At 68.0% G+C, this 22,398-nt stretch carries 13 protein-coding genes, 2 pseudogenes and 1 riboswitch; of the genes and pseudogenes, 11 read left to right on the top strand and 4 right to left on the bottom strand.

Annotation, left to right across the window (positions count from 1 at the left end):
• Positions 1 to 82: 82 nt before the first annotated feature.
• Together RIF23_RS02830 and RIF23_RS02825 are read right to left on the bottom strand one after the other, a co-directional pair.
• Positions 83 to 1,333 (bottom strand): cupin domain-containing protein, encoded by a 1,251-nt coding sequence (locus RIF23_RS02830; RefSeq protein WP_310910727.1) that lies wholly within the window; start codon positions 1,331 to 1,333, stop codon positions 83 to 85.
• 251 nt (positions 1,334 to 1,584) lie between these two features.
• Positions 1,585 to 3,714 (bottom strand): annotated as a pseudogene (locus RIF23_RS02825) (prolyl oligopeptidase family serine peptidase); the annotation flags it as partial.
• A gap of 436 nt (positions 3,715 to 4,150) precedes the next feature.
• Between RIF23_RS02825 and RIF23_RS02820 the strand changes: the two are divergent.
• Positions 4,151 to 6,379 carry an anthranilate synthase component I gene (locus RIF23_RS02820; RefSeq protein ID WP_310911228.1) on the top strand — a complete coding sequence of 743 codons (2,229 nt, stop codon included), beginning with the start codon at positions 4,151 to 4,153 and terminating at the stop codon, positions 6,377 to 6,379.
• 185 nt (positions 6,380 to 6,564) lie between these two features.
• Positions 6,565 to 7,362 carry an FAD-dependent thymidylate synthase gene (gene thyX, locus RIF23_RS02815; protein WP_310911226.1) on the top strand — a complete coding sequence of 266 codons (798 nt, stop codon included), beginning with the start codon at positions 6,565 to 6,567 and terminating at the stop codon, positions 7,360 to 7,362.
• Positions 7,363 to 7,393: 31 nt separating this feature from the next.
• Here the strand turns inward: thyX and RIF23_RS02810 are convergent, their stop codons facing one another.
• Entirely contained in the window at positions 7,394 to 8,269 is an 876-nt protein-coding gene (locus tag RIF23_RS02810; protein ID WP_310910725.1) for a hypothetical protein, read from the bottom strand.
• Positions 8,270 to 8,375: 106 nt separating this feature from the next.
• Here RIF23_RS02810 and RIF23_RS02805 point away from each other — a divergent pair, with 106 nt between their 5' ends.
• From RIF23_RS02805 to gcvP, 9 genes and pseudogenes are all read left to right on the top strand, one after another.
• Positions 8,376 to 10,172 carry a carbon starvation CstA family protein gene (locus RIF23_RS02805; protein ID WP_310910724.1) on the top strand — a complete coding sequence of 599 codons (1,797 nt, stop codon included), beginning with the start codon at positions 8,376 to 8,378 and terminating at the stop codon, positions 10,170 to 10,172.
• A 48-nt stretch (positions 10,173 to 10,220) separates the two neighbouring features.
• Entirely contained in the window at positions 10,221 to 10,571 is a 351-nt protein-coding gene (locus tag RIF23_RS02800; protein ID WP_407659363.1) for a cory-CC-star protein, read from the top strand.
• Positions 10,568 to 11,464 carry an ArsA family ATPase gene (locus tag RIF23_RS02795; RefSeq protein ID WP_310910723.1) on the top strand — a complete coding sequence of 299 codons (897 nt, stop codon included), beginning with the start codon at positions 10,568 to 10,570 and terminating at the stop codon, positions 11,462 to 11,464. Before RIF23_RS02800 ends, RIF23_RS02795 begins: the two co-directional genes overlap by 4 nt.
• Before the next feature lie 207 nt (positions 11,465 to 11,671).
• A pseudogene (locus tag RIF23_RS02790) lies at positions 11,672 to 12,247 on the top strand (CDP-alcohol phosphatidyltransferase family protein); the annotation flags it as partial.
• A 127-nt stretch (positions 12,248 to 12,374) separates the two neighbouring features.
• Positions 12,375 to 14,873, top strand: a complete 2,499-nt coding sequence (locus tag RIF23_RS02785; protein WP_310910722.1) for a mannose-1-phosphate guanyltransferase — start codon at positions 12,375 to 12,377, stop codon at positions 14,871 to 14,873.
• Between the two features lie 339 nt (positions 14,874 to 15,212).
• Positions 15,213 to 15,752 (top strand): FHA domain-containing protein, encoded by a 540-nt coding sequence (locus RIF23_RS02780; RefSeq protein ID WP_310910721.1) that lies wholly within the window; start codon positions 15,213 to 15,215, stop codon positions 15,750 to 15,752.
• A 264-nt stretch (positions 15,753 to 16,016) separates the two neighbouring features.
• A complete protein-coding gene (locus tag RIF23_RS02775; RefSeq protein ID WP_310911224.1) occupies positions 16,017 to 16,487 on the top strand; it encodes a bifunctional nuclease family protein in 471 nt (156 codons plus the stop codon).
• A 306-nt stretch (positions 16,488 to 16,793) separates the two neighbouring features.
• On the top strand, positions 16,794 to 17,405 hold the full coding sequence (locus RIF23_RS02770) for a MerR family transcriptional regulator (RefSeq protein WP_310910720.1): 612 nt from the start codon (positions 16,794 to 16,796) through the stop codon (positions 17,403 to 17,405).
• A gap of 210 nt (positions 17,406 to 17,615) precedes the next feature.
• Positions 17,616 to 17,705: riboswitch (glycine riboswitch) on the top strand.
• Between the two features lie 76 nt (positions 17,706 to 17,781).
• A complete protein-coding gene (gene gcvP / locus RIF23_RS02765; RefSeq protein ID WP_310910719.1) occupies positions 17,782 to 20,682 on the top strand; it encodes an aminomethyl-transferring glycine dehydrogenase in 2,901 nt (966 codons plus the stop codon).
• Between the two features lie 201 nt (positions 20,683 to 20,883).
• Here the strand turns inward: gcvP and RIF23_RS02760 are convergent, their stop codons facing one another.
• Positions 20,884 to 22,323 (bottom strand): PhoX family protein, encoded by a 1,440-nt coding sequence (locus RIF23_RS02760; RefSeq protein WP_310910718.1) that lies wholly within the window; start codon positions 22,321 to 22,323, stop codon positions 20,884 to 20,886.
• Positions 22,324 to 22,398 lie beyond the last annotated feature (75 nt).

Genomic DNA, 22,398 nt, shown 5'->3' with positions numbered 1-22,398 from the left:
CCCGCCGAACAGGAGGCACGCATGCGCGAAGGCCGGATGCGTGTTAATTAAGGCTATCCTAAACAGGGTTGGGGGTGCAAGATCACGGTGTGGACGGGCCCGGATGCAGATGGACCAGATGGTGACGTGCCAGTGTGCGCACCACCTCGGCAACGGTGGGTCCATCCTGGCCGGTGGCGGTGACCAGCTCCCCCAGGTCCACTCGGGGCCGTTCGATTAGGGTCTCCAGGGCCGGCCGCGTCACCTGCGGGAGCTGGTAGCGCCTCCCGGACACGGTCAGGCGGATCACATCCTCGCTGTCCTGGGAGTTCCCGGGATCGGGTGAGTCCGAGCCACTCTCGAGTTCTGGTGGCAGGATCGCGGCGAACTCCACCACGGTGTCCTCGGCCAGGGGGGTCTGGTCCACCGCCCAGGGCAGGGAGAAAACCTGTCGGCGCGGGAACCGTTCATCGCGGTGTCGGAGATAGCTCGGGATGCTCCCGTTCTCTGGGCCGGGGTCCTCGGCCATCCGCGTCAGCTCCGCGACGAGATCGCGGTGCCATTCCTGCTGGAGCTCGGTGGAGGCGAACCGGGGAAGGTCCCGCCGGAACAGCTCACGTTCGTGGAGGCGCTCCACCAGCCACCGCGCCCAGTCGATTCCGGTGGCGGGGGCGAACCCGAAGGTCAGGTGCATACTGGCGTCTCCGGTCCCGGTGACCGTATGCCACCATCCCCGGGGTACGTGCAGGACGTGTCCCGCTTCCAACACCCCCTTCCAGGCCGGGGCCGAGCCGGGTGGGGTGTGGGCGTGGTCGGCGTCCACCCGCAGCGGGAAGGGGCGGCTACCCGGACCATGGACCTGCCAGTGTTTCGTTCCGGCCAGCTGCACGATGAAGGTGTCGTGGTCATCCCAGTGCGTGTCGAATCCGTGGGAGTCACCCCAGATCACATACAGATTCACCTGGACCCGCTCCCGCACGAACCGCATCAGGTCGTCGGCGGCGGCACGAACTGGGGGGTGCAGTCGGTCCACTGCGTCCAGGACGAGGCTCGCGCCCGCACGCAGCTCCCGGTACAGGGCGTCGGGACGAATGATGCGGCTGGAAACACCGGAGGAGTCCACGACCTCCGTGTACCGGTCCGCGGGCACGGGCGTGCCTTTGGCATGCAGGCGCATTCGTGGCGGTGCCACGGCGCGCGTGGACAACAGCTCGCTGAGGGCGGTCCAGGTCAACAGGTCCGTGACGGCAGGGGCCCCGACATCGACGTGTCGGACCTGCGTTGACAGCTCGGTAGCCCGAAAGTCGGCACCGAGGGCGCGGTGCACGGTGTCCGTGAACAGGTACCTGGTCAATGATCCTCCCTGGCCCGGGTGGGGCCCGATGCGGGCCCCACCCGAGGTCGTCAGATGAAGTCGGAGCTGCTGTCCTTGCCGTCCGTGTCACCACCCGCGGTGGTGTCCCGCGAGGTCACACTCGGCAGGTCCTCGACCTCCACCGGGATCTCGACGGTCTCCTTGGGGTCCATCGGTTGCACACCTCCCTCCTTGGCCGCTCCCGACTGTTTCCCGTATCCCAGGCTCGGCAGGGCGAGCCCGGTCCACGCGGCCACGAACGCGTGTGCGTCGGCCGCGAGGTCCACCGCCCGACTGAGAGCGCGGGGGCCATGACCGACCCCGTACTCGTAGCGCAGCAGCGCCGGGCGTGCGCCTGTTGACGGTGATGGTGCCGCTGCCGCTGCCGCTGACGCTGCGCCCAGGGCGGCACACATCTTCCGGGCGTGCGCCGCATCGGTTCGGGTGTCCCCGTGGAAACCGGTGAGCAGGACCGCCGGATAGTTCTGTCGGGGCTGGGCCACCACCTGGTGGTACGGGGAGTAGGAGGCCAGTACGGTCCGATCAGCCGGATTGCTGGCTGTTCCGAACTCCCGGGTCCACAGCGCCCCCATTCCCATCCGCTCGAAGTTGAGCATGTCCGTCAACGGGGCGGAGGCGAGGACCGCGCGGCAGCAGTCGGGGCGTCGGGCCATGGCCGCGAGGACGACCAGACCACCGGCAGAGCCACCGGACAGGCACAGCTGGTCCCGGGTGCAGTAGCCTGCCGCGGTGATCGCGTCGGTGGCGTGGAGGAGATCCTCCACCGAGGTCGGTTTTGCCCGGTGCGCCCCGGCCAGATGCCACTCGCGCCCAAGGTCGCCCCCTCCCCGCACGTGGGCGACGGCATATTGTCCTCCCGTGCGCAGCCAGGCGAGCACGGTCGCACTGAACCCGAACTGGCGGGGACGGCCGTAGGCCCCGTAGGCGTGCAGGATGGTGGGGCGACGGGTGTCGAACGGATGGGCCGACAGGATGGTGACCGGCACGGCCGTGTCGTCGAAGGATCGGAACCAGTGCACCTGGCGTCGGATCGGGGGGCCGGGCGTGCGGGTCTGGCGCCGGGGCCAGGGGCGCCACCCCCGATCGTGCTCCGTGTCCCGGGAGTAGCACAGCACGCGGTGCGGTGTGGCCACGCCGGAGAAGGCCACCCACAGCGGCTCGGGCGCATGGTCCCCGCGGGGGGATCCGGTCCCGGGGCTGACCTCCATCCGGGTGATCATTCCTTCACCGGGGAGGGGCAGCCGGCGCAGCTGTCGGCCGTCCGCCGCCGACACCGAGCACAGGCTGCTGATCCCCAGCCAGGTCCGTGCCAGGAGCAGCTCCGGTTGCCCCTCGGCGGTGCTACGCACGGCGAATGCGTCGAGCGTGGAACGGGTGTCCTCGGCAACCACCTCGCGCCAGTTGGCGACACCGGGCTGGTTCGGGTCGACTCGGCAGACCCGGCGCCGCGAGGCGGTGAGGCTCGTTCGCAGATAGAGCCAGCCGTCCGGGCCGACGCGTGCCTCGGAGACCACGTCCACATCGGCGTGGATCTCCCGGAAGTCAGGCGCGTGGGCCGGGCTCTGCGCGGCGGCGAGGTCCGCGATCCAGAGATCTTCCCGGTAGCCCGTGCCGTGGCTCTCACTGACGATGAGCCATCGTCCGCGCTCGATACGGACCCCGGGGACCGCCCCGGCGACGGTGCACGGGCGGATGAGGACGTCGGTCGGGTCCCTGCCGTCCGGGTGGAACTCCCGCTGCGGGGTGACCGTGTGGAGCCACACGCCGCGCTGACCGGTGTTTCCGTCCCGGCGCACATAGTAGAAGGCCGGGCCGTGGGAGTGGTGGTCGGCGAGCCAGGCCACGTGGCTGTACCGGATGCCGGTTATCGGTGGCTCCATCCGCTCTCCGGTGGCCACATCCAGAACCTCCAGCTGTCCCAGCTCGGTTCCGTCGCGGGAGGTCTGCACGGCGACGAGGCGCCCGTCGGGGGAGGCTTCCCAAGCGTCCAGCGTGGTGCGGCCCGTGGGATCCACCTTCATGGGGTCGAACACCACCCAGGAGCAGCCCGCGCGGGTAGCCACGACCCGCGGATGTTCGGCCCCGCTGGGGCGGTGGGTGGCGAGTACGGTGTCCGCACGGACGTGGGGGATGGAGTGATCGTCGTGGGCGAGCAGGCGATGGATCTCCGCAGACAGCCACGGACGCAGGTTCCAGGTTTTGGCGTGCGCCGTGAACTCCTGACTGCGCATGTCCAGCCAGGCGCGGGTCTGGGGGGTGTCGGGCTGTTCCAGCCACGCGAAGGGATCCGGTGTCTGCGAGTCGCCGTGTCCGTTCGGTGTGCCGGGCCTGTGGCCGTCCGGGGAGCGCACGCTCGCCATGGTTCAATTCGCCGTGTGGTCGGGTCAAGCCAGGGTTTTCTTACCCTTGTGGCCGAGGCAGCGGACCGCGTTCCGGTGCGCTGGGAAGAGGGAGATGCCCGAGCGGGATCCCCCAGTGTCGTGACGCTGCGCACAGCGGGTGACGTGTCCGTGAGAATCCGCCGTGTTCGGTTGCTGGATGCGCAACCGCTGGCCCGAGGATATACTTGGCCGCGTGCGAGTATCACCCGTATCCCAGCAGTGGTGGCGCCGCCCATAGGCGGCGCAAGACTCGTCAGCACTTCTGACCAGCGGCCGCCCGTCCCGGCGGCCGCACAGCCAGTCCGGCCCCGGTTCGGGTGTAGTCACCCCAACGATGAAAAGGACCGGACCGATCGTGACGTTCCCGCAAGATTTCCGGGCAGGCACCCACACACCTGCCGGCGCCGACTCTGTCGTGCACAGTTACCGGACCCATGGTGGAATCACGGTGCAGCGTACGGCCGAGCCCTGTGATCCCGCTGAGCTGTTGACGCTCGTCGAGGCAGTGGAAACGCGTCGGGGCGGTCTGTTCTCCTCCGGGATGGAGTATCCGGGACGCTACAGCCGTTGGGATCTCGGCTACGTGGACCCCTGTCTCGAGCTCGTGGCCCGCGGGCGGGACGTCACCCTCAGCGCCCTCAACCAGCGTGGGGAGGTGCTGGTTCCAATGGTGGAGGCGGCCCTGCGGCGCCACGGCCATCCCGTCCCCTCGCCCGAATCCGCGACGGTGACCGTGCGTGTTCCCGAGCCCGGTGGGGGCGAGCAGCTGACCGAGGAGCAGCGCAGTCGCCGCCCCAGCGTGTTCTCGGTGCTGCGGGAGATCGTTGCACTGTTCCACAGTGACCAGGACACCCACCTCGGCCTGTACGGGGCGTTCGGCTATGACCTGGCGTTCCAGTTCGAACCTGTGGCGGAGGTGCAGCAGCGGGACCCCCAGGACCGGGACCTCGTCCTCCACCTGCCCGACGCGATCATCGTCCACGACCGCAAGCGGGAGACCTGCCTGCGCTTCACCTACGACTTCACCCTGGCGTCCGGGGACGAGGGCGGTGCCGCGGACCGGTCCGGTCACCCGGGGCGCAGCACCCGCGGCCTGGACCGGGTCACGGCTCAAACCCCCGTGGTGCTGGGCGCCGACATTCCGCCACCCCCACAGCCGGGCTCCTACGCCCGGATCGTCGAACAGGCTAAGGAGCGGTTCCGGCGGGGGGACCTGTTCGAGGTGGTACCCGGACACCAGATGTATGCTGCCTGTGACTCGCCGGCGCGTTTCTACCAGCGACTGCGGGAACGCAATCCCGCCCCCTATGAGTTTTTTCTCAACATGGGGGAGGGCGAATACCTGGTCGGTGCCTCCCCGGAGATGTTCGTGCGGGTGTCCGGACCGGTCGGACAGGGCCAGCGGGTCGAGACCTGTCCGATCTCGGGAACCGTGCGGCGAGGAGAGAACGCGCTCGAGGACGCGGCCAACATTCGGAACCTGCTCACCTCCCCCAAGGAGGAATCCGAGCTCACCATGTGCACCGACGTGGACCGCAACGACAAGTCCCGGGTGTGCGAACCCGGGAGTGTGCGGGTGATCGGCCGACGCCAGATCGAGCTGTACAGTCGGCTGATCCACACGGTGGACCACATCGAGGGACGCCTGCGGCCCGAACTGGATGCCCTGGACGCCTTCCAGAGTCACATGTGGGCTGTGACGGTCACCGGCGCCCCCAAGACGTGGGCGATGCGCTTCATCGAGGCCACCGAGGACACCCCGCGTCGCTGGTACGGGGGTGCGGTGGGAATGGTCGGGTTCGATGGCTCGATGAACACCGGGTTGACTCTGCGGACCGCCCATATCCGCAACGGTGTGGCCACGGTGCGGGCGGGTGCCACCCTGCTGTTCGACTCCGACCCCGAGGCGGAGGAACGCGAGACCTTCCTGAAGGCCCGTGCCCTGTTGGAGACCTTGGCCGAACAGTCGGGTGGGAACCAGGAGGAGGCTGGAACCGACGCTGTCGAGGCCGTGGAGCCCGCGGCGGTTCCCAGCGGTGCGGGAATGCGGGTGCTGCTTGTTGACTTCGAGGACTCCTTCGTCAACACGCTGGCCGACTACGTCCGGCGGCACGGCGCCAAGGTCACCACGCTGCGCCATGGCTTTCCGCCGCGGGTGCTCGACGAGCTCGCCCCGGACCTGGTGATTCTGTCCCCCGGTCCCGGCCTGCCCGCGGATTTCGGGATCAGTGTGTTGTTGGACGAGCTGGAGCGCCGCGGGATTCCCGTGTTCGGGGTGTGCCTGGGGTTGCAGGCCATGGTGGAACACGCCGGGGGCGAGCTGTGCACCCTGCCCGAGCCCAAGCACGGCAAACCGGGCCAGGTTGAGGTGCGCGGAGGGAGCCTGCTCGCGGGCCTGGAGGACGCGACGTTCACCGCGGCCCGGTACCACTCCACCTACACGACCCCGGAACGGGTGAAGGGCTTCGACGTGACGGCCGTCGCCGAGGATGTTGGTGCCGACGGTCGGCGGATTCCGGTCGTCATGGCCGTGGAGGATCAGCGGGCTCGACGTTGGGCCGTCCAGTTCCATCCGGAGTCGATTCTCAGCGCAGCTGTGGGTGAAAAGATCGTGGACAGGGTGCTGCGGTTGGCCAGGTCCTGACGTTTGTTCCCGGGACAGCTCGATCGGCGCGCACTGTGGCGCGAACGGGTGGGTCTTCCTGCGCTGCTAAGTTCGGTTGGGTGTGGGCACGTCACACGGTTGGCTGCGGTTGTGGGTCGTGTCCCGCTGACGGTGGTGCGGTCGATGGGGCCGCCGGTCCCGACACGGGGGGAGAAGTTACGGTGGTGCAGAGCGTGGAGCCCGAGGTTCATCTGGTGGCTCGACCCCAGGTGGACTACCCGGAGGTCGCGCGCTATCTCGCCGAGGTGGGGGGACAGGCGTGGCTGGAGCGCCTCGACCGGGGCGAGCTGGACACGCAGCTGAACGACCCCCAGAATCTCGCGGAGTTCGCGGGCCGGTTGTGCTACCGGTCCTGGGAGCCGGGCCTCAACCCGAATGTGACCCGGGTACGCACCGACCAGGACCAGTACCTGTCCAACATTCTGGCGAGCATGCACGGGTCTGTCCTCGAGCATGTCAGCTTCAGTTTCGTGCTGCACAACGTGAGCCGGGTGTTCACCCACGAGCTGGTGCGGCACCGTCCAGGTGTCGCCGTGTCCCAGGAGTCCCTACGGTTCGTGCGGCTGAACGATCTGCCGTTCTGGTTCCCGGACTGGGCCCGCCAGGATCCGGAACTGATGAAGCGGGCCGGCGAGATGCTGGCCCAGATGGAGGAGTTCCAGACCTGGATGGCCGACCACTTCGGGTTGGACGAGGAGGGCGTCGCCTTCGCGGAGAAGAAGCACCGAACCTCGTTCATGCGCCGGTTCGCTCCCGAAGGGTTGGCGACCGGCCTGGTGTGGACGGCCAATGTCCGCACCCTGCGGCATACCATTGAGGCCCGCACCGCGCCCGGTGCCGAGGAGGAGATGCGGCTGGTCTTCGACCAGATCGGCCGCGTTCTCCAAGAGGAAGCACCGGCACTGTTCGGTGACTACGAGATCAGCGACGGGGCCTGGGTTCCCAGCTGGCGCAAGGTCTGAACCGCCACGTACCACTGCGCGGCGGAGCTCGTCACCGAGAGCTGTCCAGGCCCCGGCGCTCGGCTGTGGCGATCCCGTCGCGGCACGCCCGCGCCAACTGTCGATGGTTGCGGAAGCGCTCCAGCAGGCCGAACGGTTCCAGAGGCCCCTGGGGGGTGCCGCCCGCCTGGGCCACCGCCAGGCAGGCCCCACCGTTGTGGTCCTCGGTCAGGTCCCCGAACCGGTACCAGCGTTCCCAACGTTCGAAATCCGGGCTGTGCTGGTGACCGAACACCAGGACCCTCCCCGCGGGTAGGGGGGCCAGGCCCTCCTCGGCTCGAGGGTGAACCGAGATCCGTTCCGGTGGTTCGGGCTCGGAGTCTGACGCGGGGGCAGGGTGATCCGGCTGGATCCGTACAGCATCCACCCGTGGCTCGTGGGCGTGCGCGCGGACCAGCAGAGCGTCAGTAGCCGCCCGCCGTGCGGGTAGCTTCCGTTCCCGGGTTACGTCGGTGAGTGTGACGATCATGCGGGGGAGCCACCACCAGTTCTCCCGCCGGGCCATCAGGCTGTCCACCCGCAGGCGGCTCGGTGGATGCTTGAGGCACTCCTGGTCCAGCAGGTGTTCGGTGAACAGGTGACCCTCGAGGTCGGGAGTGACCGTCACGGTTCCCGTGGCACACCAGCCACTGGTGGTTCGGGGGGAGGTGCCGCCCTCGGTCACGCTGAACGCGGCGACGTGTTGGGTCAGCGTGTCCAGGGTTCGCAGATGCGCCAGGGGCAGTGCTGCGCAGAGGGCATCGCCACCCCGCGGCGCTCCACCCATCCAAACCAGCGGTACCACGGGGATGCCGACCGGCCCCTGGGGGCCGATCCAGGACAGCTCGGCGGTGACCGCTTTCCGCCAGACCGTGACGATGTTGTGCACTGCGTCACCTATGTGTGAGATAAAGAACGTGCTAATTTCTGATGACTCTAGTTGATCACTGTTTCGTCTTCGTCCCGTTGCTGCGCGCGCCCCGAAAGGTGTCCGTATGCCCGCCGTGGTCGTCATGCTCGTGGTGCTGGGGGTATTCTTCCTCGCCTACCGCTACTACTCCGCCTACCTGGCCAATCGGGTCTATGCCCTGGACCCTGCCTTCACCACCCCGGCCCACGAGTTGCGTGACGGCGTCGACTATGTGCCCACCAACCGCCACATCGTGTTCGCGCACCACTTCATCTCGGTGGCGGGGGCCGCACCGATCCTCGGACCGGCCATCGCGGTCTTCTGGGGGTGGGGACCGGCTCTGCTGTGGGTGGTGCTGGGCACCGTGTTCGCGTCGGGGGCGCACGACTTTGGTTCGATCGTGGTTTCGGTCCGGCACAAGGGGCGCAGTATCGGCACCCTGACCCGGGAGGTGATCAGCCGGCGCTCGCGGGTGCTGTTCCTGCTGATCATCTTTTTCCTCGTGACGATGGTCAACGCCGTGTTCGCGATCGTGATCGCGGGTCTGCTCGTTGCCAATCCCGAGGCGGTGCTCCCGGTCCTGGTCACCATCCCGCTGGCGATCGCGGTCGGCCAGGTGGTGTATCGCAGACGGAGCACCGCACTAGTGCCGTCACTGGTGGCACTGCTGATCGTCTACGTGTGTATCCCGGTGGGACAGCTCCTCCCGATCACCGTGGACCCGATTGCCGGGCTGGTGGGAATCCAACCCGCCACGCTGTGGCTGGTTCTCATCTTCGTCTACACCTTCTTCACCTCGCGGCTGCCGGTGTGGATGCTGCTCCAGCCCAGGGACTACATCAATCAGCAGCAGATGCTGCTGGCGCTGGCGGTGATCCTGGTCGGTGTTCTGGTGGGAATGAACACCATCGAAGCTCCCGTTTTCCGGTCGGTGCCCGAAGGATCGCCTTCCTGGTTCCCCCTGCTGTTCATCACGATCGCCTGTGGTGCGGTATCCGGCTTCCACAGCCTGGTGTCCTCGGGCACCACATCGAAGCAGTTGGACAAGGAGACCGACGCGCGCTTCGTCGGATACATGGGCTCGCTCGGGGAGGGAACCCTGGCCCTGTGCTCCATCCTCGCCTGCACCGTGGGTGTGATGCTGTACTCGGCCAACGCCGACACGAGCTGGGGTGCGCTCTACGTCGACTGGGAGACGGCCGGAGACGACCCGGGCAACACCTTCGTGCAGGGGGTTGCGGGATTGGCCGGAAACCTTGCCGTGCCCGAGGCCGTGGGTGTGGTGTTCGCGACCGTGGTCGTGGTCAGCTTCGCGGCCACCAGCCTGGACACGGCCGTGCGGCTACAGCGCTACATCATCCAGGAGGTCGCCCACATCTCCCACGGGGTGCTGCGTGACGGCCCGGCCGGCCGTGCCCTACGCACGCTGTCCCGCAACGTCACCCTGGCGACCGTGCTGGCCGTGGCGATCCCATTCGGCCTCGCGATGGTTCCGGGCGACTTCGCCGTGGGTACGCTGTGGCTGTTGTTCGGAACCACCAACCAGCTCACTGCCGGTCTGGCCCTGGCCGTGATCGCGGTATGGGTGACCAGGAACGGCCGTAATCCGATCATGGTGCTGATCCCCCTGGTCTTCCTGGTGGTCATGACCACCTGGGCCCTGGTCATCCAGCTTCTGGACTTCGTGCGTTCCGACGACGTGCTGGAAGTGTTCCTCCTGGCGCCGCTGGACGCGGTGATCCTGGTCCTGGCATTGTGGATGGTCGTCGAAGCGGCAATCGCCCTGCGCCGTGCCTGGAGCGGCCGCAGTGAGGACCCGGCGGGCTCCCAGACCGGGGCATCCGTCGATGACAGTGGTGATCAGAGCACATCCGCAGACTAGGACGACCCAGCAGCCGGTCCTGCTGGCCAGGGAGGTTCTGCGTAGCCCATGCACCCCATCCAGCCGGAGCAGCCGGAGCAGCCGCAGGAGCGTCCGGGCCCGGGAATCCCGAACGGGAACCCGGCCCGGCGCGCCTGGCAACGGGTGGTGTGGGCTTGGCGTCGGTTCGACGCTTTCCACCAGGCGGTCTTCGACTCCCGCTGGGGTCACGCCCGGGAGCGTGAGGCCCGGCGGCAGGCGGACACGATGCGTGCCCTGGTGTTGCTGGAGAGCCTCGGAGTCGCCAACCCGGTGGCCTACGAGACGCTGGATCTGGTCCCGTATCTCGTCGCCGACCTGCACGACTGGCATCGGCGTATGGGGGCCGAAACCTTCGGTGAACCTCAGGTGTGCTGTTGAGCGTGCAGACCGCGGGCTCGGAACCGATCACCTTCTTCGGCGGGAAGGGTGGTGTGGGAAAGACCACCATGGCCGGGGCCTTCGCCCTGGGGCAGGCCGCGGCGGGCCTGCGCACGCTGCTCATCTCCACGGACCCGGCGCACTCGCTGGCCGACGTACTGGGCACGCCACTCGGAGACACCCCGACCGAGATCGTGGCCGGACTGTGGGTGTGGGAACCCGACGGTGAGGACGCCGTGCGGCGCCGCGTCGCAGAGGTCGTCGAGGACGCCCACAGCGTCGTGCCGGCCGAGATCATGCCCGCGGTGCAGCGCCACCTCCGCCACGCCACCCAGACACCGGGAATGGTGGAGTCGGCCCTGGCCGACCAGCTTATGGGTGCGATGGAGCGTGTCCCTGAGGAGTTCGACTGTCTCGTGGTGGACAGTGCCCCCACCGGGCAGTTGCTGCGGATGGTGAGTCTGCCGAGCCTACTTACCCCATGGGTACAGGGACTGGCCCGGCACCGTGATCGCGCCCGGCGCGCCGAGGCCCTGGCCGTTGACGCCATCGGCGGGGATGATCCCGACGGCCAGACCGACCCGCTGCTTCAGCGTCTACACGCGCGCCGGATCCGCCTGGAGACCACGGCACGACGGCTACGCGAAGAGTCCGAGGTGCGGCTCGTGTTGCTCCCACGTCGCATGGTGCTGGCGGAGACCCAACGTGCCCGACGCCAGCTGGAAGAAGCTGGGCTGCGTCTCGGACCCGTGGCACTCAACCAGGTTCCGGTGGATGCCGACCCCGCGATCCTGGCCGAGGTTCGAGAGCGCTTCGGCGACTGCGGGCTGATCGAGCAGCCGCTGCTGGCCCAGGAACCGACCGGAGTACAGCGACTGCGGGACCTCAGTTAACGCCGGTGCCGCCGCGCGGCAACCTGGATACCCGGGTTCCCGGTTCCGCATCCTGTCAGTGCGTGGCCGAGAATGGTGGTGGGGCGTTCCGGCGAGTGACGACTGTGGGGAAGAAAATCCCGACCGTGGTTCCGCACGTCCGTAACCGGCGATATGCACGCGATGGGTAGGCTCGACAACGGACCGGGAGGTGGGGTGGCGATCCACGTGACAGCGGAGCACTCCGGATCGGAACGTGTCTGGACGTTACCGAACGCATTGAGTTGTGCGCGGATACTCGGTGTCCCGCTGTTTCTCTGGCTGGTCCTCGTTCCCGAGGCCGACTGGTGGGCTCTGGGGGTCCTCGCCTTCGCGGGTGTCACCGACTGGCTGGACGGCAAGATTGCACGGGCCTGGAACCAGGTCAGCCGGGTCGGGATGTTGCTCGATCCAATGGCGGACCGGCTCTATATCTTCGCGGCGGTGCTCGGTTTGGTCATCCGGGACGTGGTGCCGGTCTGGCTGCTCGTGGCGCTGGTACTTCGGGACGTGCTGATCGTGGCGGCACTTCCGGTGTTGCGCTACTTCGGTTACGGGCCGTTGCCCGTGAACTTCGCCGGTAAGGCAGCCACCCTGTGTCTGCTCTACGCCTTCCCTCTCCTCTTCGTTGCCGGGACTCCCGGTGTCGCGGGCGATGTGGCCGAGATTCTTGGTTGGGCATTCGCGATTTGGGGAACTGCTCTCTACTGGTGGGCCGGCGCACTGTACGCGGTGCAGAGCTGGAAGCTGACTGCGCATACGCGGGCCCGATAACTCCCCGCCACCCGGACCGAGAGGAGCGGCGTGTCTGTGACCAGACAACACACTCCGGACTCCCCAGCAGAACCGTCAGTGCACCGTGGGCAACCTGGACTGGGGAGGTGGATCTAGTATGCGGGCTGTTGTGATGGCCGGTGGTGAGGGCACCAGGCTGCGACCGATGACGGCGAACCAGCCCAAGCCCCTGCTGCCGGTGGTGAACCGCCCGATCATGGAGCACGTGCTGCGCCTGCTCCGCCGGCACGGGCTCGACGACACGATCGTCACCGTGCAGTTCCTGGCGACCCTGATCCGAAACTACTTCGGTGATGGCGAGGAACTCGGGATGAACGTGCGTTACGTCGCCGAGGAGGTGCCGCTGGGCACCGCCGGGAGTGTGCGCAACGCGGAGCAGTACCTGCGGGGGGAACCGTTCCTGGTGATCTCCGGGGATGCGCTGACCGATATCGACCTCAGCGACATGATCCGCTCGCACCGGGAGCGGGGGGCCGCGGTCACGATCGGTCTGAAGCGGGTGGAGAATCCCCTGGAGTTCGGGATCGTCATCATCGACGACGAGGGGCGGGTCCAGCGCTTCTTGGAGAAGCCGACCTGGGGGCAGGTCTTCTCCGACACCGTCAACACCGGGATCTACATCATGGAACCCGAGGTGTTGGACTATGTCCCCCAGGGGGAGGTGGTGGACTTCTCCGCCGACGTGTTTCCCCGCATGCTCGCCGACGGCCATCCGCTGTACGGATATGTGGCCGAGGGCTATTGGGAGGATGTGGGGACACACGAGAGCTACCTGCGTGCCCAGGCGGATGTCCTCTCGGGCAAGGTCGATGTGGAGATCGACGGTTTCGAGGTCTCGCCGGGGGTCTGGATCGCCGAGGGGGCGGACGTGGCCCCCGACGCGGTACTCAAGGGTCCGCTGTACGTCGGCGACTATGCCAAGGTCGAGTCGGGTGCAGAGTTGCGCGAGTTCACGGTGCTCGGGCGGAACGCCGTGGTGCGTTCGGAAGCGTTCCTGCACCGTGCGGTGGTCCACGACAACTCCTACATCGGTGCCAGCAGTAACCTACGCGGCTGCGTCATCGGTAAGGGAACCGACGTCATGGCCGGCGCCCGAATGGAGGAGGGGGTGATCGTCGGGGAGGAGTGTGTCGTCGAGTCCGAGGCATACCTCGCCAACGACGTCAAGGTCTACCCCTTCAAGACGATCGAGGCCGGGGCCGTCGTCAACAGCAACGTGATCTGGGAGTCTCGGGGCCAGCGGTCCCTCTTCGGGCCACGTGGGGTCAGCGGACTCATCAACGTCGAGATCACGCCGGAACTCGCGGTGCGTCTGGCCAGTGCCTACGCCACGACCCTGCGCAAGGGTGCGACCGTGACCACCTCACGTGACGCCTCGCGTGCCGCGCGCACCCTCAAGCGGGCGGTGATCAGCGCGTTGACGGCCGGAGCTATCGACGTGCAGGACCTGGAAGCCACACCCCTCCCGGTGGCGCGGTTCCACACCGCGCAGGGCGGAGTCGATGGGGGAATAGCCCTGCGCACGTCGGTGGGGGATCCCCAGTCCGTGGACATCCTGTTCCTGGACGACCAGGGCGCGGACCTGTCCCCGGCTGCCCAACGCAAGCTGGAGCGGGTCTTCACCCGACAGGAGTATCGTCGGGCCTTCCCCGGCGAGATCGCGGAACTGTCCTTCCCCTCCCGTGGCTTGGAAACCTACACGCACGAGCTGGTACGCACGGTCGATCTCACCGGTGTGGCCGATGCCGGCCTCAAGGTCGTGGTGGACTGTGCCGGCGGCACCGGTGCGCTGATCCTGCCGAGCCTGCTCGGACGTCTGGGCGTGGACGTGCTCACGGTCAACAACCGGCTCGACGAGGCGTTTCCGACCGACACGACCGCCAAGGAGATGCGGGATCTGCAACACCTGGGCGAGCTCGTGGCCTCCGCGCGGGCTGACCTTGGCGTACGGTTCGACCCGGTCGCCGAACGCCTGTCCGTGGTTGACGAGAAGGGCGAACTCGTTCCCGGTGACCGGGCTCTGCTGGTGCTGTTGGACCTGGTGGCGGCGGAGCGTCAACAGGGTGCGGTTGCACTGCCCGTGACCACCACCCGAATCGCCGAGCAGGTGTGCAGCGGACACGGGGTCTCGGTTCGGTGGACGGCGACCGCCACCGACCAGCTCACCCGGGCGGCGACCAGCCCGGACATCATCTTTGCCGGTGATGGGCGCGGCGGTTTCGTGATTCCGGAGTTCTCCCGAACGAGTGACGCTGTCGCTGCGTTCGTGCGACTGTTGGGGCTGGTGGCACGTGCCCGGTTGTCGTTGAGTCAGATCAACGCGCGGATCCCGGGGGCGCACCTGCTGCGTCGGTCGGTGCCCACACCCTGGGCGGTGAAGGGAAGTGTTATGCGGGCCGTCGTCGAGGCGGCCGGAGACCGCACGCTGGACACCACGGACGGCGTGCGGGTAGCAGAGCAGGACGGATCCTGGGTGCTGGTGCTTCCCGATCCCTCCGAAGCGGTCACCCACCTGTGGGCGGAGGCCGACGATGGAGCAACGGCCCAACAACTGCTGGCGGAGTGGGCCCTGGTGGTGGAGAACGCCGACGCCTGATCCCCTGGTCGTGGCCCGGACCCCGAACCGGGCCACGACCACCGGAACCACTGGCACACGGGGCCGTCGGGCCCGGATATGGTTTAGAGTCGAGTGCTCCAGGGCGGGATGGACGGTGGTGGTCGGTGTAGGGACGCTGTGCAGCGCCAGTTGCGTACAGAGCCGGCCTTGCGACCGCCACGGGGTCCACACGCTGCGTGGAAGGCGCGGTAGCGTAGAGGTGAGCCCTGACCAGCGAGTTCGCCACGGAGTGTCGGGCACTTCGGCAGCGATCGCCCCGGAGCACGCACATATACAACACGTACCGCCGTACGCGGGGTAGGAGGCCGAGCCGAGACGATGCCGAGCGTTCACTGCACGCAGTGCGGTCACGCCGTTGCGGATGATGCCCGCTTCTGCTCCAACTGTGGAACCCCGCTCCAGGCGGGTAGCACCCGCGGATCTACCGGCCAGCGTTCCCGGGACTCCGCCGGCGAGACCACATCGACCATATCCATCTCCGGGATCCAGGCTCTGGACACCGAGACCGACGCCGAGGAACCTGCCGAGTCTCCGTCCGTGGAGGCGCTGCCGCCAGGTACCGCCCTGTTGGTGGTCAAACGTGGCCCCAACGCCGGCAGCCGTTTCCTGCTGGACTCGGATGTCACCACTGTGGGGCGCCACCCCAACGCCGACATTTTCCTGGACGATGTCACGGTGTCCCGTCGACACGTGGAGTTCTACCGGCGCGGTACCTCGTTCGCCGTGCGCGATGTGGGCAGCCTGAACGGGACCTATGTCAATCGGGAACGGATTGACGAGGCCGAACTCGGGGGCGGCGACGAGGTACAGATCGGTAAGTTCCGTCTGGTCCTGGTGACCAGTTCCCAGCGCACCTGAGTTCTCGACGTTTACGGCTGCTTCCGGTCGGACAATCTTCCGGACAGATCTGAACGGACCTGGACAGCTCGGACGACCACGCGCATCCACCGTGCCGCCGCACGGTGGATGCGTCGATCCGGTGGCGGTGCGGCGCGCGGCGGGTAGCGGTGAGAAAACTGCCTCCGTGTGGCCGCGGGCGCGCGGGGTACTGTGAGAATCGAGGCGCAGCCCCGGGTGGCAAGTGCCGTTGTCCAACGCGCCGAGTCGTGGGACGGAGCCGCAGTGAAGCACATGGAGGTTGTCGGCGTCCGAGTCGAGATGCCCTCGAATCAACCGATCGTCCTACTCAAGGAGACGGATGGGGAGCGCTATCTACCCATCTGGATAGGTGCTGTGGAGGCCACGGCCATCGCCCTCGCACAGCAGGGAGCAACCCCGGCGCGTCCGCTGACGCATGACCTGTTCCGCGACGTTCTCCAAGCGCTGGACGCCAGTCTGGAGACGGTCAATATCACCGGGCTCCAGGACGGGATCTTCTACGCCGAGTTGGTGTTCGCAGACGGGACCGAGGTCAGCGCACGCCCGTCCGACTCGATCGCCCTGGCGTTGCGAATGGGCGCGGCGATCTACGCTCACGAGGACGTCATTGATGAGGCGGGAGTGCCGATCCCGGACGAGCAGGAGAACGAGGTCGAGCGGTTCCGGGAGTTCCTGGACCAGATCAGCCCCGAGGACTTCGGCCGCACCACCTGAGCGGGGCCGGCCGGGCGCGCCCCGAGCTGGGCACGGTGGCACGGCGTGCGGTAACTGTGCGTGGCCGTAGGTCCTGTGGTGCTCCCGCCGCCAGCTGGGGCGTGCTCCGGGCTCGCCGGCGGGATGAACCGAGGATGGTCCCGGGCACAGCGTCCGTCGATCCCTGTGGATGGTTCCGCGACGCGCCGGGGCATGTCGTTGACGGTGTCCGCAGCCCCCGCCTAACGTGCTACCGAATGCAACCTGCGGCGTAACCCAAATCTCCCCGTGTCGAATCGTCGCAGGTCGAGAAGCCGGAGGTTCGGCGTGGCGGTCACCAGCGGAAGCAAAGCCTCCGACCACAGACAGGCAGCGCTGTTGCGCGCCGGAGAGCAGGGCCTACTGTGTGACGAGAGCGTAGAGGCGCTGCCTATGGATATCGGTTATCGCGCTCCCGCAGCGTGCACGGCCGCGGGCATCACCTATCGACAGCTCGACTACTGGGCACGAACCCAGCTCGTCGAGCCGAGTAGGCCTGGGCACGGTTCCGGCGAGCGTGGCTACTACACGTTCGCCGACATTCTGCTCCTTGCTGTCGTGAAACGGCTCTTGGACGTCGGTATCTCGCTTCAGCAGATCCGGATGGCGGTGACCCAGCTTCGGGAGCGTTCCGCCGCCGATCTGGCCCAGATCACCCTCGTGAGTGACGGGGTCACCGTGCACGAGTGCACCTCGACCGAGGAGGTGGTGGACCTGCTCCAGGGCGGGCACGCGGTGTTCGGTATTGCCCTGGGACAGGTCCGGCACGAACTCGAACACGCCCTTGGGGAACTGCCCGGCGAGCCGGTGTCGCGCGTACCCACCACTCCAGAGGAGGCCGGCGCGGAGTATCCCGCGGATGAACTGGCCCGGCGGCGGCGACAGCGCAAAACGGGATAGACGCCCTCCGGACTCCCCCGATGGCGACGTCCCGCAGTCGATCCACGTGGCCGGGGATAGACACCCTGGTTGGCACCCTCCCGGTCGATGCTCCGGAGGCAGGACGCGGCAGGGTGCCAATGTTCTCACTGCCCCCCGGGGGAGGGGACTCTTGGTGATCGATCCACCTCAGCTACAGTGGGACACCCACAACGAAATAGTGCGAGCCGCTGATACCGCGCGGGAGAGTCCCCACCCGTAGGGGCGCCGAAGGTGCAACCTCCCCGGAACCTCTCAGGCCCACAGGACCGCGCGGCGGAGGCCACTCTGGAGCAGGAGGCGACAGAGGGGGAGACCGTGTAACCGGCCCGAGTGGGCCAGCGACCGGGAGGTCTCCATGGCGGACCCAGTGAACCAGCAGTACGCGAACCGGCAGGTCGGTTTCGTAGACCGACACATCGGACCCACTGCCGACGAGCGTGCCACGATGCTGGAAACCGTGGGCTATGCGAGCACGGCGGAGCTCATGGCCGCGGCCGTGCCCGAAGGAATCCGCACCAGCTCAGTGGACGGTACCCTGCCCCAGGCAGCCGGTGAGGACGAGGCCCTGGCGGAGCTGCGCACGTTGGCGCAGCGTAACGAAGTCCGGACCTCGATGATTGGTCTCGGCTATCACGACACCCTGACGCCACCGGTGATTCGCCGCAACATTCTGGAGAATCCCGCCTGGTACACCGCCTACACCCCGTACCAGCCGGAGATTTCGCAGGGGCGGTTGGAGGCGCTGCTCAACTTCCAGACCATGGTCACGGATCTGACGGGGCTGGACGTCGCCGGGGCGTCCTTGCTGGACGAGGCGACGGCCGCCGCGGAGGCGATGACACTGGCGCGGCGGGTCACGAAGAAGGCGGGGGACACCTTCGTGGTGGACGCCGATATCCTGCCGCAGACTCTGGCGGTGCTGCGGACCCGGGCCGAGCCGCTGGGGATCGATATCCAGGCCGTCGACCTGTCTGACGGGCTGCCCGATGTGGACCTGTTCGGGGTACTGGTGCAGTACCCCGGGGCCAGCGGTGAGCTCCGGGACCCACAGCCGATCATCGCCGCCGCCCACGAACGGGGGGCCCAGGCCGTGGTTGCGGCCGATCCGTTGGCGTTGACGATGGTGCGTTCGCCGGGGGAACTGGGGGCCGACATCGCGGTGGGGACCACCCAGCGGTTCGGGGTTCCCATGGGGTTCGGTGGCCCGCATGCCGGATACATGGCGGTGCGGTCCGGGTTGCAGCGGCACCTTCCGGGACGCCTCGTGGGCGTGTCGGTCGACGTCAACGGGACCCCGGCCTACCGGCTGGCCCTCCAGACCCGCGAACAGCACATTCGCCGGGAGAAGGCCACAAGTAACATCTGCACCGCCCAGGTGCTGCTTGCCGTGATCGCCGGGACCTATGCGGTCTACCACGGTCCCGAGGGGCTACGCGCCATCGCCGAGCGGGTGCACGGCCACGCCGCGCGGCTTGCTGCTGGGCTGCGTGCGTCCGGGGTCGACGTGCAACACGACTCCTTCTTCGACACAGTTCGGGCCCGGGTTCCCGGGCGGGCACAGTCGGTTGTGGACGAGGCTGCCCGGTTGGGGATCAACCTGCTGCGGGTGGACGCCGACACGGTGGGGATCAGCTGTGATGAGGCCACCACCAGCGAGCACGTCCGCGACGTTCTGCGGGCTTTCGGCGTGCCCAGCGGTACGGCGGAGACGGCGGCCCGAGCCGAGTCCGTGGATCCGGCGGCGACCTCGGGGCAGCTACCGGTCGCGCTCTCCCGGGAGGTGGACTACCTCCGCCATCCCGTCTTTCACAGTCACCGCAACGAGACGTCGTTGTTGCGGTATCTGCGGGGCCTGGCGGACAAGGACCTGGCTCTGGATCGCACCATGATTCCGCTGGGGTCGTGCACCATGAAGCTCAACGCGACCGCGGAGATGGAGGCGATCACCTGGCCGGAGTTCGCACGGCTGCATCCGTTGGCGCCGCTCGAGCAGGCCGAGGGTATGGTCACCCTGGTGCGGGACCTGGAGCGGTGGCTGGCCGACGTCACCGGCTATGACTCGGTGTCGCTACAACCCAATGCGGGCTCGCAGGGGGAGCTGGCCGGGCTGATGGCGATCCGTGGCTATCACCGTTCCCGTGGGGAGACGGACCGGGACGTGTGCCTGATTCCCTCGTCGGCGCACGGAACGAACGCCGCCAGTGCCGTCATGGCCGGGATGCGGGTGCGGGTTGTGGCCTGTGATGACAACGGCAACGTGGACCTGGACGACCTGCGGGCCAAAATCACCGAACACGGGAAGCGGCTCGCCGCGATCATGGTGACCTACCCCTCGACGCACGGCGTGTACGAGGAGACCATCACCGAGGTCTGTGCCCTCGTCCACGAGGCCGGGGGGCAGGTGTACGTGGACGGCGCCAATCTCAATGCTCTGCTCGGGTACGCCAAGCCGGGGGAGTTCGGGGCCGATGTCAGTCACCTGAACCTGCACAAGACCTTCTGCATCCCGCACGGGGGTGGCGGCCCCGGGGTCGGCCCCGTGGCGGTGCGGTCCCACCTGGCCGGGTTCCTCCCCAACCATCCGAGCCAGCCGGATGCCGGGCCGCGTACCGGAGTTGGTCCGGTCTCGGCGGCCCCCTTCGGTTCCGCCGGGATTCTTCCCATCTCGTGGGCGTACATGCGCATGATGGGGGGTGGCGGTTTGCGTCGTGCCACCGAGACCGCCGTGTTGAGTGCGAACTATGTGGCCGCACGCCTGGCCCCCTACTTTCCGGTGCTCTACACCGGAGCGAACGGTCTGGTGGCGCACGAGTGCATCCTGGACGTGCGGGGACTGGCCAAGCAGACCGGCATTACGAACGAGGACGTGGCCAAGCGGTTGATCGACTATGGGTTCCACGCGCCGACCATGTCGTTCCCGGTCGCGGGGACGCTGATGGTGGAGCCGACAGAGAGCGAGGATCTCACCGAACTCGAGCGGTTCTGTCAGGCGATGATCGCCATCCGCCACGAGATCGACCGTGTGGCGGAGGGGAGTTTCGACCCCGAGGACAATCCGCTGAAGAACGCTCCGCACACCGCCGAAACCCTCATCACCGAGGACTGGAAGCATCCCTACACGCGCGTGGAGGCGGCCTACCCGCTCTCCAGCCTGCGCCACGGAAAGTACTGGTCCCCGGTTTCCCGTATTGACCAGGCCTACGGTGACCGGAATCTCGTGTGCTCCTGCCCGCCCCCGGAGGCGTTCCAGGAGTAGGCACCCACGGGACCCAGGGGACCCACGCGGTGTGGCCGTGCAGCAGCAACGGCCACACTGCGTGGACACCCCGGCTTCAGGTGGCGGGGCCACTCCGAGGCGCCGTCGGCAGCGCAACGCCACCGCGAGGCCATCTCCCGGCGCCGGTGGGCGGGGCTGCGCACCGATCGCCCACCAGCGACACCCACACGCACCTTCCCCTCAGAGGATGCCGTCCTGCCAGGGGCCCCAGATGGCCAGGGTCCGCCCAGGACGTGCGTAGCTGTCCGAGTCGCGGGGGTCGCCGCTCGTGCTGCCCTGGAGGTTGACGAACAGAACCGAACCGTCTGGGCTGAACGTAGCTCCGGCCCACTCGTCTTCGGTGTCCCCGTCGATGCAGAAGGGGAAAACCTGGCCGTTGCGGGTCAGACCCTGGAGGGCAGGGCCGCTGCGGCTGGTGTCCTCACACAGCAGCAGGCTTCGCCGAGGCGACACCGTGATGTTGTCGGGAAAGGACAGCACGTCCCGGTCCGGTGACTCGTACACCAGGCTGAGCAGGCCGCCCGCGTCCCCGGCGGGGCGGAATTCCCAGACCTGGCCCTCGTTGGCGTCGCCGCCATCGGTGGACACGAGATACACCGCACCGTGTCCCCACGTGCAGCCCTCCAGCCGACCGAAGGTGGCCGCTCCCTTGGCGATTCCCTGGTCGTAGACGGCCTGGGGATTGTTTTCGGCCTCCGCTGGATCCGGGTCGTCGATGTCGACCCACTCCACCCGCATGGGTCGGTTGCGGCGCTGCCCGGAGCGGGTGTCGTAGGCCCATGCGTCGCGGACCTTCAGCATCTGGACCCGTCCGCCGGCGGCGAGGTTTCCCGGCACCTGGGGGATGTAGCGGTAGAACCCGGCGGTGTCGCGGTCTTCGGTCTGGTAGACGATCCCGCTGCGGGGGTCGAGGGCCACCGCCTCGTGCACGAACCGGCCCATTGCGGTGATCGGTTCGGGGGTGACCTCGCTGCCGGCGCCGGCGGGGACCTCGAACACGTAACCGTGCGGGCGCTGCCAGCCGGACTCCACCCCTGCCGTGGTTTCTTCGCAGCTGAGCCAGGATCCCCACGGGGTCGGGCCTCCGGCGCAGTTGACGATGGTGCCACTCAGCGACTGCCAGATCCGTTCCAGTCGCGGTGTCCCGTCCGCTTGCAGTCGGAGTTGGATGGTCGAGGTCCCGCCGCCGCCCCTGGAGTCGTAGCGCTGGGCGGGGCTTCCGGCCGGGAGTGCGGTTGTGGGCGCGCTGCGTTCTTCGTGGTTACGCACCAGCCGGACAGTGCCCTCCGGGCCGGGGAACGCGGCCATTCCGTCGTGGCCCAGGGGAGTGCGGTGACCGTCGTCCATCGTGGTTCCGGCCAGCCCGAACAGGGAGAAGTCGAATCCGTCGGGCAGGGCGAGGGTCTGCTGAAACCCCGTCTGCGGGTCGGTGCGGGTGACGTCGCGGAGGGGACCGTAGCCGCCGGTTTCGGGAGTGGTACTGGTTGTGGTGTCGAGTTCGGCGAGGGCGGCTCGTGCCGCCAGGCCGTCCATGGCCGCGAGTGCGAACGCGCCCCCGCCGACGACCAGTCCGCTGCGAAGAAACGATCGGCGATGGGGGGTACGGGGAGGCTGGTTCACGTGTAACTCCTCTCGGCGTCGGGCCGGCCGTGGGTGGCGGCCAGCCACGGGCCCGGTGGGAGACCATGGACTCAG

It is taken from the genome of Lipingzhangella rawalii, assembly GCF_031628175.1.
GTDB classification, from domain to species: Bacteria; Actinomycetota; Actinomycetes; order Streptosporangiales; family Streptosporangiaceae; genus Lipingzhangella_A; species Lipingzhangella_A rawalii.
Note: the sequence above shows the minus strand (reverse complement) of the source record. Positions and strands in the feature narration are given on the sequence as shown.